Annotated in this window: 8 protein-coding genes; 4 read left to right on the top strand and 4 right to left on the bottom strand. The window is 59.8% G+C overall.

The window, feature by feature from the left end:
* Window positions 1-192: 192 nt before the first annotated feature.
* Together AC07S6_RS05545 and AC07S6_RS05540 are read right to left on the bottom strand one after the other, a co-directional pair.
* Window positions 193-492, bottom strand: a complete 300-nt coding sequence (locus AC07S6_RS05545; protein ID WP_495111886.1) for a hypothetical protein — start codon at window positions 490-492, stop codon at window positions 193-195.
* Between the two features lie 909 nt (window positions 493-1,401).
* Complete coding sequence (locus AC07S6_RS05540; RefSeq protein WP_495111885.1) at window positions 1,402-2,370, bottom strand: AraC family transcriptional regulator; 969 nt, start codon at window positions 2,368-2,370, stop codon at window positions 1,402-1,404.
* A 102-nt stretch (window positions 2,371-2,472) separates the two neighbouring features.
* Here AC07S6_RS05540 and AC07S6_RS05535 point away from each other — a divergent pair, with 102 nt between their 5' ends.
* Entirely contained in the window at window positions 2,473-3,720 is a 1,248-nt protein-coding gene (locus tag AC07S6_RS05535) for an MFS transporter (RefSeq protein WP_495111884.1), read from the top strand.
* A gap of 118 nt (window positions 3,721-3,838) precedes the next feature.
* Entirely contained in the window at window positions 3,839-5,548 is a 1,710-nt protein-coding gene (locus tag AC07S6_RS05530; protein WP_495111883.1) for a polyurethane esterase, read from the top strand.
* 207 nt (window positions 5,549-5,755) lie between these two features.
* Here AC07S6_RS05530 and AC07S6_RS05525 read toward each other — a convergent pair whose 3' ends face one another.
* Window positions 5,756-7,030 (bottom strand): glycoside hydrolase family 68 protein, encoded by a 1,275-nt coding sequence (locus AC07S6_RS05525; protein WP_057978089.1) that lies wholly within the window; start codon window positions 7,028-7,030, stop codon window positions 5,756-5,758.
* A 288-nt stretch (window positions 7,031-7,318) separates the two neighbouring features.
* On the opposite strand from AC07S6_RS05525, the gene AC07S6_RS05520 reads away from it, so the two are divergent.
* Both AC07S6_RS05520 and AC07S6_RS05515 read left to right on the top strand, forming a co-directional pair.
* Window positions 7,319-7,540, top strand: coding sequence for a PLDc N-terminal domain-containing protein (locus AC07S6_RS05520; protein WP_003190416.1), 222 nt, complete (start codon window positions 7,319-7,321; stop codon window positions 7,538-7,540).
* A 14-nt stretch (window positions 7,541-7,554) separates the two neighbouring features.
* A complete protein-coding gene (locus AC07S6_RS05515) occupies window positions 7,555-8,070 on the top strand; it encodes a hypothetical protein (protein ID WP_495111882.1) in 516 nt (171 codons plus the stop codon).
* A gap of 15 nt (window positions 8,071-8,085) precedes the next feature.
* On the opposite strand, the gene AC07S6_RS05510 is transcribed toward AC07S6_RS05515, so the two are convergent.
* The gene (locus AC07S6_RS05510; RefSeq protein WP_495111881.1) at window positions 8,086-12,231 is read right to left on the bottom strand and encodes a CheR family methyltransferase; all 4,146 of its coding nucleotides are present in this window, start codon (window positions 12,229-12,231) and stop codon (window positions 8,086-8,088) included.
* Window positions 12,232-12,295: the final 64 nt, after the last annotated feature.

The raw sequence follows: 12,295 nt of genomic DNA, 5'->3' as shown, positions 1-12,295 counted from the left end.
CACCCTCGGCAGCCGACTGCGCGCACTCTTATGCCTCAAACGGCCATCTATCGAATGCTGAGCGCTGACGCAGGTTTAGCGTGCTGAGCATGAACACCATCTTTGCCGGCAACGCCGCCATGTGGCGCGCCCGGCACGCCGACGTCCGTTCCCATAGGCCGGTGCGCGCGATACCCGCACCGGCTGTCAGGGTTACTTCGTGCAGGTCAGGCGCGAGTACTTCGGCGGCTCAAGTAGGATGCCTGGAGTCATGACCGTCGAGCAGTTGAACACACGGCCCTTGGCGGTCGTGGCTTTGAAGTTCAGTTCAGCGCCGCCCAGGAAGTCCTCCTTGCTCTTGGTGACCGGGCCCATGGTCAGCTCATCCGTAGAGGCCAAGCCAATCGCCTCTGCGGTGACTTTGTGTATCTGCAGTACGTTGGGGCTGGTGGTGCAGCCCGCCAGCAGGCTGGCCAGTGCAAGCAGGAGGAGGGCGGTTGAGATCTTGGTCATCGTGAGGCTTCTTGCGAGTGGCGGCGGCAGGAAAATTGCGCGCGTGCCGCCTGTGGGAATCATGAGGGAACAGGGATTTGCCCTACGGCGGCGGAGTCTAGGAGCGCGTAAAAGACCCCACAATCACCTGGAGGAAATCGAGACGGAGGCTACGGTGGAGCGTGTTGGAGCTGACGGAAATCGAGCGGGAGAGGGTCAGGCCACCGAGGGAAAATCGAGGCTGAAGGGTGACGAAGGTGGGCATGGGGATATGCAGATCCTCCACGGCGATGGGGCTTCAGCAGGCATGCTCTAGCTGGGTAGAAAAATCCATCGCGAGGGTGTTAGTGACAGGCTGCCGGCTAGATGTCAAACCCGCAGGTACTTCCATCGTTCGCTGACCCATGACGGCATCACTTTTTATGGGGGAGGGTGTTCGCCTCGCTGGTTTCCCTGACCGCAAACATTAGGCAGCGCACCGCTTCACGATCCTGTTCCGACAAGCAACGGTAGTAGTGGACCAGGCGCTCTTCTTCTCGATTGAGTTGTCGGGGCCGCAGGGCTGTACTGACGGCGGTACGCAATGAGGGAAAAAATGAGGTATTTAGCATGATCCAAGTTCTTCATGAGGTGAATGGAGACGTGGGCTTCTTGCCCAGAACAACTGAATACATAACGTTTATTTTAGAAAAGGGCTTGTCGTTTTTCGTGACTGTTGGGTATTTCAGATGGGGCCGTCGGAAGTGTTTGGAGAAGGTGTAGGAGCGATCTTTCAAAGGAGGTGGAAAACACGCGATAGGAGGACGCTACCGCGGATCGGGTCCTATGCGGTGCCTGAGAGGTCCCAGTGCTGGCTTTCGATCAGGTAGTCACGAGCGGTTTTCATTAAATGATTCAGAGGCACAGACCGTCGACTACGTGCGCTCAGCGTCAAGTAACAATGGGCTGCCTCACCTTGCGACTTAACCCCGGTGTCTTGCCCGTAATGCGTTTGAATGCGCGGCTGAAAGCGGCCTGGGATGTATAGCCCAAGCGCTGTGCTACCTCTTCGATCGGCAGCCTTTCGAGGGTCAGCCATTGGCTTGCAAGCCGCATTCGCAGTTCGGTGACATAGCGCAGCGGCGTCATGCCAATCGTCACCTGGAAGCGATCCGCGAAGGCTGAGCGTGAGGTATTGCATTGCTCTGCCAACTGGGCAACGGTCCAGTCGCGGCCCGGTTGTTGATGGAGCGCTAGCAGTGCACCGGCCAAACGTGGATCGCGCAAGGCGGCGACCAGGCCAGAGGCATTACCGCAAGCGCACTCCACCCAGCCGCGAACGACCATGGCGGCCACCACGTCGGCCAACCGTGCGAGGATACCGGCGAAGCCCACACGTGCGGCGCTGACCTCGCGTTCCATGGTGGTCAGGATAGGCACCAGTCCAGGGTAGCGCTGGCCGCCGGCATCAATCAACATCAGGCCCGGCATCAGTTTTCCAAGGCCATGGATACTGCCCAGTTCAAACTCCATGCAACCACTGAACAAAATGGTGCTCGGCGTTGGGCTGGCATCGGTTCCGGTGTCAACCGCGCATACGGTGTCACCGAGGGGCACGCTGTCTAGACGGTCGATGTCCCGAACGGGTGCGTCCGCATGGGAACACAGTTGATGGGCCGCGCCATGGGAGATGAACACGGCATTGCCGGCAGACAGCGCGTAGGTGGTGCCGTCCGTCATTCGCAGTACCGCATTGCCGACCGCCATGAAATGGAACCAGGCATGCCCAGTTTTTTCAGCGAAGCCCAAACCGAAAGTCGGGCTCGTTTGTATACGCCGGTATTCGACGCCACGCAGGCGCATACCGCGCAACAGTTCGTTGATGAGATCCGAGGAAAGAGCAAACTGTTCTGCAGACATTGTTCAGGTGTTTTAGTCAAAAATGAGAGTTTTTGGATCATAGATCATCCAGATTCCGGCGCCTAGACTGCGGCTCGCAATGAAGATTGGGAGATCCCTGCAATGACTGACTGTATCTGTAATGCTGTATCCAACCGCCATCCCGGCGCCTGCTCGGATGCAGAGCCTGCTGCCCCAGCGTGGATGGCCGTCTTCTCGTTGGCAATGGGTGTGTTCGGATTACTGACCGCGGAGTACCTTCCGGCCAGTTTGTTAACACTGATGGCGACTGATCTGGGCGTGTCCGAAGCGATGGCTGGCCAGGCGGTAACGGTGACAGCAGTGGTAGCGTTGTTCGCCGGTTTGTTGGTGCCAGGCCTGACCCGCGGCATCGACCGACGTTGGGTGTTGCTGGGGTTTTCCACGTTGATGGTTGCCTCCAATCTGTTGGTCGCCGTTTCTTCCAGCTTCGCGGTGCTGCTGTTGATGCGCATCTTGCTGGGGATTGCCCTGGGCGGGTTCTGGAGCATGGCTGCGGCGGTGGCGATGCGCTTGGTGCCGAGTGCTTTGTTGCCTCGGGCGCTGTCGATCATTTTCAGTGGGATTGCCATCGGGACGGTCGTTGCCGTGCCACTGGGCAGTTATCTGGGCGGGCTATACGGCTGGCGCAGCGCGTTCTTTGCAGCGGCGGCGGTAGGCATGGTGACCCTGACGTTTCAGTCATTGACTTTGCCGCGCCTTGCGCCGCGCCGGCCGGCACGTCTGCGCACGGTTTTCGACGTGTTGCAGCGCCCAGGCATCGCCATGGGGATGTTCGGTTGTGTGCTGGTGCATAGCGGTCACTTCGCGATGTTCACCTACGTTCGGCCATTTCTTGAAGGTACTACCGGCATCGGCTCGCAAGGGCTGTCGCTGATGTTGTTGGGGTTCGGTGTGGCGAACTTCTTCGGCACGCTGTTGGCTGGCAGGCTGCTGGAGCACCGCCCGCTGGCGACTCTGGTGTTAATGCCTGCGCTGGTCGGGGTTGCAGCACTGGCGTTGGTGCTGTTGCCACCCTCGTTGCCGGGGCAGGCGGTACTGCTGGCAATCTGGGGCTTGGCCTTTGGCGGTGTGCCGGTGGCGTGGTCGAACTGGGTCGCCAGCGCGGTACCTGACCAGGCGGAAAGCGCCGGGGGTATGGTGGTGGCCTCTGTGCAGTCCGCCATCGCCATGGGCGCCGCCGCTGGCGGTGCAGTGTTCAGCCTCGGTGGCAGCGCGGGCGTCTTTATAGCGGCGGCGGTGCTGATGTTGCTGGCTGCGTTGCTGATTGCGCTGCGTGTACGGGTGCCTTCTGTCCATGTCGTCAATGCTGGGAGGGCTAGCGCTCAATAAAATGAGCACTATTGAATTTCTAGGTAACCCTTGACAGGCCCCCGTGACCCGCACTCAATCGACCCCGGCCATCCGAATCGAGGCCATCTGGCACGTCATCTGAAAAGGGACCAAGGGCATGGGCGTTTTCGATTACAAGGGCATGAAGGGCGACCCCGCCAAGGCGCTGCTGAGCAACGCCTTGGCTTTATCCGAGTACGCGTATGACTCCACCGGCCAACCCCTGGCAACCGGTGGCTGGGCGCCTATCGGTGCGCAGGCCCTGGGCGTGACGCAGCATGTGGACAAGCAAGGCACCTTCTGGGGCGAGACAGCCTTGGCCCCTTCGGCCAACGTCGAGATTCTGGGGCAGTACGATGGGCTTGGCAGGCTGATCGCCCTGGGGATTGCCTTTCGTGGCACGTCCTTTGGCTTGACCTGGGATGGCGCGGGCGACGTGGCCAGCGACCTGGCGGCCGCAGCACTGCCTGGATACGCCGCCAATTACGCCAAGTTCGCCTTCAGCGCCTTGCTCGAAAACGTCGCTCGCTACGCCGCGAGCCAGGGCTTGAGCGGCAAGGATATCCTGGTCACCGGCCATAGCCTCGGCGCACTGGGCGCCAACAGCCTGGCGACCTTGAGCCACGATCACTGGGGCGGCTTTTATCAGGATGCCAACTACGTAACCTTTGCCTCACCCGCTCAACGCTCGGGTGATACCCCGGTGTTGAATATTGGCTATGAAAATGACCCGGTGTTCAAAGCCATTGATGGCAAAGGCATCAATACCTCGGCACTCTTCTGGGGCAACGACCGGGGCTGGGATGCGGCCGCCAACAACCTCGTCAGTTTTACCGATAATTACGCGTCGTTCTCGGCACATTTACCTAATAGTCTGAATTGGGGCGTGGCCAAGGCTCACTCCCTGGACGGTTACATCCAAGGTTTGGGGCGTATCGCGTCCTCCGAGTTCTACGACCTGACCAGCAAGGATTCGACCATCGTGGTCTCCAGCCTGACAGAGGCTGCGCGTGAAACCACCTGGGTACAAGCCCTGAACCGTTACGCTGAAAAACACACTGGCAATACCTTCATCCTCGGCACCGAGGGCAACGACCTGCTCAAGGGCGGTGTCGGCAACGACTTCCTGGACGGCGGCGCCGGTCATGATCGTTTTCGCGATGATGGCGGCTACAACATCCTGCTGGGCGGGCAGGGCGATAACGTCTTCGAACTGCACAAGCCACTGGCCAGCTTCGGCTTTGCCAACGATGGCGATGGCACGCTCTACATCAACGACGCCTATGGCGGCATCAGTATGACCCGCGATATCGGTGCATTGGTGAGCCAAGAGCAGTCCTACATCATGTGGAATTCAATCCCCTGGGGCACCCACGACGTCACCTATAACGTAACCGGCCAAGGCCTGCTGGCCGGCACAGCCTTGACGCCCTACACGGCCTCTGCCAACGGCGATGCGCAGGACAATGTCCTCACCGCTCATGCTGCGGGGGAATGGTTGTTCGGTCTGGGCGGCGACGATCATTTGATCGGTGGGCAGGGTAGTAATGTTTTCGTCGGCGGGGCAGGCAATGACCTGATGGTGTCGGGCGGGGGCAGCAACACTTTCCTGTTCAACGGCCTCTTTGGCAATGATCGGGTCGAGGGCTACCAGGCCAGCGATAAGCTGGTGTTCATGGGGATTCCTGACCTGGGTCAGCAATACGATTACCGTTCCCATGTCTCGATGTTCGAGGACAATGCGCTGTTGTCCTTTGGCGACAACTCGGTGACGTTGGTTGGCGTGAACATGACTCAACTCAATGGTGCAGGCATTTATATTTCCTGAATACCCACACAATGGGCTGTTGAACCTGTGGCGAGTGAGCTTGCTCCCGTGACGGCCCCTCAGCCGACACATACCTACCTGACGCCCCACGGACCAAAATGTGGGAGCTGGCTTGCCTGCGATGGCGGCTGTCAGACCGCTACGGGAGCAGCGGATATCTACCGCGGGTTTGTCATCGAGCTCAAACCCGCTACCTCATAGCCTCCGTTACTTGAGCGTAACGTCGAGCATCGGCGGGATGTAACCGTAGTCATACTCGGCGACCACGAACGTTTGCTGCCCTTTGATCTTGATGCCCACCGTCGGTGCTTCGGTGCCGCCGATACGGATCTGCGTGCCGGTGTCGTCGGTCGGTACGCTGTCGATGAAGGAGGTCACCAGGCCGTTGGGCATGACGCAGTGCGAGTAGGTCTGAAACGGTTGGGAGGACGGGTTGCCCAGTACCAGGCCAGAGCCGTTCAACGGCACATACGGGCCGAACAGCGAATCGGCGACGAAGCCGTATACCCCGTCCGGGCCGGTTACACCGTCGGCGTAGGTGAAGGTGTGGCTGATGGTGAACAGGTAGTACTTGCCGTCCTGGAACACAAAGTGCGGGCGTTCGGTCTGGTCGTTGACGCCGACCGCGGTCAGCAGCGGTGGCAGCATTTCCCAGTCGTCACCGTCTTCGTCGCGGGCCACGGCGATCCCGACGCAGGCGGTCTGGAAGCGCGAGTTGCCGACCTCTTCATAGCCGGGTGGCACGTCGCCGATTTCGGCTTTACCGACCTTGTGCGAGCCGCGTTCGCCGGCCACGTTGCCTTCGAACAGCATGTACAGCTTGCCGTCTTTCGGGTCGCGGAATGGCCATGGATCGCGAAAGCCCCAGAAGGCGTTTTGCGCTTCGGTCTGGTACATCTTGCCGTCCGCCTCGAACAGCGGCTTGACCTTTTCGAAGCCCACCAGGCTGACGCCATGCTCGGTGGTCACCACGCGGCCACGCACCTTGACGATGGTCGCGCCGGGCGTGACGGCGGTGTAGTACAGGTCCACTTCGCCTTGTTCGTTCAGCAGGATCGGTGTGCCAGCCCATTCGCGCACGGTGGGTGAAACCCCTTCAGCCATTACCCGGCCGCCGAGCTTCCAGTCTTTGCCAGTGCGAGAGAACCAGTAGTACATCTTTGCCCGGCCATGGCGATCGTTCCAGTCGCGGATGACGTCGTAGTTGCCATTCTGATCGAGGTATTGCGGGTCGTTCGGGTGGCGATCCGCAGTGAGGGTGAAGATCACCGACCAGCCGTCAACGGAGGTGATGTTGCCGTCGATATCACGCAGCGGCATGGTGTCCCAGATAAAAACCTCGTCACTCAATACCGGGAAGTTCGCACTGACCAGCGGCTGGGTGGTGGTGGGGTCGTCCGCATGGACTTTGAGCGCATCGGCGCGGGTCCACAGGCTGGGTTGATGGGGTGTTTTGCCAAATTTCGAAGGGGTGCTTTTCATAGTAAGCCTCGTCCATGAAGGGATTCAAAATACTGTATTTATATACAGTTATTTGAATTTAGAGGACTCGCCGCTATGGGTCAAGGTTAAAAATGCACTTGTGCATAATTCGTGATTTTTCCACGGCTGATACGTTTCAGCTTGTCTTGTTTAAAGAGGTTAGTTCCTGAATGGATCGGCGAAGTTGTCCGCATGATGGCGGCAAACCAAGCGCCAGGCAGAAAGCCCAAAAATAATGAACCCTGCCTGCGCCTGCGCACCAAAAGTTACATAACCTGGAGGTGCATCATGCAAACCACTTACTTCTGGATAGGCCTGGCAGTGATCCTCGTACTGCTCGACGCGTGGATCATCAACAGCATCTGGCGCAGCGATAACGCATCGGCCAGCAAGGCAGGCTGGAGTGCGGTAGTCGTGGTCCTGCCGTTCCTGGGCGCCGCGATATGGGCGATTGCCGGCCCAAGGGGTGTCACCAAGGGGCCGTCTTCTCCCGAGCACAGCAAGGGCTGAGTCCGGGCCGCGCTATGAACAACCCAGACCCCGACGACTTACAGAGCCGCAACTACCCGGTACCGGAAGATATGGCCTTGCAGCGCAAGGTCTGGCGCTTTGAAAGGGTGGGTTGGTACGCGCTGCTGGTGCTGATGGGGCTGAGCCTGGCGGGCCTGTTTTCCAGCGGGCCGCTGAGCACCCGCCAAGTGCGCAGTGCCGATGGGCAGTTGCGCGTGGAGTACCAACGCTTTTTGCGCAATGGCGCTTCCGATGGGCTGGTGATTCATGTGCAAGGCAAGGCCCAAGAACCCCTGGAGGTCGAGTTGAGCGGTGAACTGCTGCGCGGCTTCAATATCGAGACGCTGCAGCCTCAGCCGCTCAAGGCCAGGGCGGCCGGGGAGGGTGTAAGCGCCTGGATGCTGAGTGACAGCGCTGGCCAGGCCGTGCTGTACCTGACCTTGCGCAGCGACACGGTGGGGAGCGTGGATACCCAGGTGTCGCGACCCACAGGGGCGTCCGTGCGCTTCTCTCAGTTCATCTACCCTTGACCGTCAGCCCAAACCCTAACGGCGTGAGCGGCACAGTTTTTCGATCAAGGAGATCAACGAGTCATGGCCCACGGGTTTGCTGACATGCGCATTAAAGCCCGATTCAGTCGCCTTTTTCTGGTCATTGCCTGCGCCGTAGCCGGTCAATGCAATGGCGGGAGCCTGTCGAAGGTGGCCTACTTTACGCAGCTTCTGCATCAGCTCATGGCCATTCATTTTCGGCATGCCGATGTCCGAAATAATCATGTCGTACTGGGCATCCCGGGCTGTTTCAAGCGCGCTCAAAGGGTCGCTGAAGGCGCTCACTTCGGCGCCTTCCATTTCCAGCAGCATGTTCAGCACCTCAAGCACTTCGGCTGAGTCATCGACCAGTAACACCTTGAGGCCATTGAGGCGCTGATCTTCGTTGTGGGTAGCGCCGCTATCCAGCAGATGATCCTGCTGTTCGCACAGCGGCAGCCAGATCGAAAAGGTGCAACCGAAGCCCAACCCTCGCGAGTGCACACTCACCGAACCACCATGGGCCTCCACCAACTGCCGTACCAGCGACAAGCCAATGCCCAGGCCTTCACGCTGGTGGGTCTGGTGCTGGTTTTCCGCTTGCCCGAACAGGTCGAAGATTTTCTCCAGGCTGTCTGCGGCCAGGCCTGCGCCGCTGTCGATGACGTCCAGTTGCGCGCGCCCGTCCGAGCGGCTGACCACCAACTGCACCTGGCCGCCCTCGGGGGTGAATTTCAGGGCGTTGTTGACCAGGTTCCAGATCACTTGCTCGATGCGCGTCGGGTCTACGTCAACGATCAACGGGCCCGGCACCGAAGGTGTCTGAAGGCTGACCTGGCGACGATGGCCGTCGGCGAGCACCACGCTATGAATGTCCTTGAGGGTGCGAATCAGGTCGATCGGTTGCTTTTTCAGCTTCAGCTTGCCCGTGCGAACCCGGGCGACATCCAGCAGGTCGTCAATGATCCGCGCCTGGCTGGACACCGCTTCGCAGATGGTATTGACCGCCTTGATGGCCGGGCCCGCGACCTTGGTGGCGGGCAAGCGCCGCAACAGTTCGGCGTTCAGCTGGATCAGGTTCAACGGATGCTTGAGTTCGTGGGACATCACCGCGAAGAACTCATCCTTGAGATGGCTGTTGGTCTGGGTTTCCTTCAAGCGCTGATTCTGTTCATCCTGGGTGCGCTTGTGGCCGGTAAGGTCGCGGGCAATCTTGACGTAGCCGCGCAAGCTGTCGCTCTTGAGCTGCGTCACCTCGCCACTGCAATAGAAACGGCTGCCGTCCTTGCGCACATGCCAGCGTTCATCTTCGCCCCGCCCATGTTCGCGGGCGGTGCGCAGTTCGCTCTCCGGCACGCCAGCGGAGCGGTCTTCCGGGGAGAAAATCAGGTCGTAGTAAGCGCCCAGCACCTCGTCCTTGGTGTAGCCAAAGATCAGTTCGGCACCGGTGTTCCAGTCGGTGATGGCGCCATGGTCATCGAGGATGATGATGGCAAAGTCATGGGTGCTCTCGGCGACCAGGCGCATGCGCTCCTCGCCCAGGCGCAGTTCCTCTTCGGCCTGACGCCGCTTGGTGATATCAATGAAGGTCAGCACGGTGCCATCAATGTGATCTTCGCTGGAGCGGTACGGCAGTAACCGCGCAATGTACCAGCGGTCGTCGTTGCTGCTGATCTCCCGCTCGATCATGCTCAGGGACTCAAACACGGTGGTGGCGTCTTCGGTCATTTGCGGGTAATCGAGGCGATGGGTGATGTCCAGCAACGAGCGCCCGGTGTCTACCGGCAGCATGCTGAAAATATCCGTGGCCCGTGGCGTGAACCAGCGGATACGCATGTTGCGGTCGACGAAGACCGTGGCGATGTCGGTGGACGCGATCAGGTTGGTCAGGTAATCGTTGACCTTGTCCGTCTCTTCCACCTTGGTCTTGAGCTCGAAATTGACGGTCAGCAGTTCTTCATTGATCGACTGCAACTCTTCCTTGCTGGTTTCCAACTCCTCGGTGGCCGAGCGCAGTTCTTCGTTGACGGCCTGCATTTCTTCGTTGGAGGCCTTGAGTTCCTCGCTGGAGACTTCCGCCTGTTCGATGGTGTCCTGCAAGTGCAACTTGGTGCGTTGCAGCTCGCGCTCCAGGTTGCTCATGATCGCGTTTTCGGCCTGGGTGACCGTGTCGATGTCGGGCAGCAACGGGTCGACGGCGGTTTCCTGGAAGATCACCAGCACGTAGTCGTTTTCGGTCGCTTCATCGCGGTAGGGGCGGGCGCTGATGTCCACCAGGAAGGGGCCTTGCTCGCGTTGGATGCGGATCTTGCGCGAAGACACCGGGCTATTCGATTGCTGGACCTGAAACAAGGTGGTGCGGATATCGAGGCGTAAATCGGGATGCACCAACGTCAGCAGGTTGTGCGTCACCTCGCCGGCCACGTAGCGCAGGAATCGACCTGCGCCTTCGCTCATGTGCAGGATATCGGCCTGCATATTCACGATGACGCTGGGCGGCGCGGCTTTTTCCAGGGCGCGCAGATGGATGTCTGCGAACGAGACCTTGCTGGGCGCCTTGGTTTCAATCGCCAGCGTCGTGGCGCTCGGGCGCAGATAGCCGCCTCGCGGCATGGTCGGGGCGCGACGCACGGCGGACGAGCCGGCACGCACTCTGAAAATGCGGTTGCGCTTGTCCACCGGTACAAACAGGTCCAGGCAGCCGTCGGCCGACTCCGAGGAGCCGAGAAACAGGTAACCTCCGGGGCGCAACGCGAAGTGGAACATTTGCAGGATGTCGCGTTGCACTTCGCGATCCAGGTAGATCAACAGGTTGCGGCACACGATCAGGTCGATCTGCGAGAACGGTGGGTCGGCCAACAGGCTGTGTTTGGCGAACAGCACCTTTTCGCGAATTTCCTTGCGCACCCGGTAGTGCTGGTTCTTCTCCTTGGCAAAGTACTGGCGCAACCGTTGAGGCGGTACGTCGGTGATGATTGCTTCGGGGTACACGCCGTTGCGGCCATGGGTAATGGCCCGCTCATCAATATCAGTGGCAAACACCTGCATCTTTGCACCGCTGGCATCCAGCGCCAGTTGCTCGGCCACCAGCATCGCCAGGCTGTAGGCCTCTTCGCCGGTGGAGCATCCTGCCGACCAGATACGCACTTCCTCACGGTGCGGCACGCTGTCTTCCAGTGACTTCACCAGGTTGGGGATCACGTCTCGCTCAAGCGCTTCGAAGGCCTCGCGGTCGCGAAAGAAGTTGGTCACGCCAATCAGCATGTCGCCCAGCAACGCCTTGGTTTCGTCCGGGTTGGCCTGGAGGAAGTTGTAATAGGTGGCGAGGTCGGGTTGGGCCGTGACCTGCAAGCGCCGCTCGATACGACGTAACACCGTGGCGCGCTTGTAATGCTTGAAGTCATGCCCGGTACTGGCGCGCAACTGGATCAGAATATCCAGCAACAGCTGCTCGGCCACGGCGGCATCGCGTTCGGTGCTGGGTGGGGTGGTCTTGATCTCAGGGTCGTTGGCGGTGGGCAGCACAATCGACTGGGCATTGCGCCACAGTTCCAGCAGCTTCTGCGGCATTTCCACCACCGGCAGCACCAGGTCGACCATCTGGGTTTCGATGGCCGCCAGCGGCATGCCATCGTACTCGGCGTCTTCCGGTGCTTGTACCAGGGTGATGCCGCCTTGTTCTTTGATGCGCGACAGCCCTACCGCGCCATCTGAGCCGGTACCAGACAGGATCAGACAAAACGCGCGTTCTTTATGGGTGTCTGCCAGGTCGCGAAAAAACAGGTCGATGGCAATGTGCGATCCACCTTCGCGCACGGCAGGCGAGACCGCCAGGTAACCATCGTTCATCTTCAAGAGCTGCGCCGGGGAGATGACGTACACGTGATTCTTTTCGATGGGCGTGGCGTCATTGACCTGCGACACCGGCATGCGAGTCGTTTCCTGGACGATCTTGTCTGCCACGCTTTGATGGTCGGGCGAAAGATGCAGGATCACCACAAAGGCCATGCCGCAGTCTCTGGGCATGTGCTCGAAGAACGCTTTCACGGCTTGCAGCCCGCCCGCCGAGGCACCGATACCCACCACCGGGAAATTCAAGTTACTGGGGGTCAGATCTTTACGTTGCGGAACGTTGGGGGACCGCGGGGGGGCAGACTTCATAAATACCAACCTTGGATAACGGCGCACAGGAAGACGGGTGTAGAGGGAAGAACTTGAACAACGA

It is taken from the genome of Pseudomonas sp. GW821-FHT07B01, from assembly GCF_059419065.1.
This window is presented reverse-complemented; position numbering and strand designations above follow the sequence as displayed.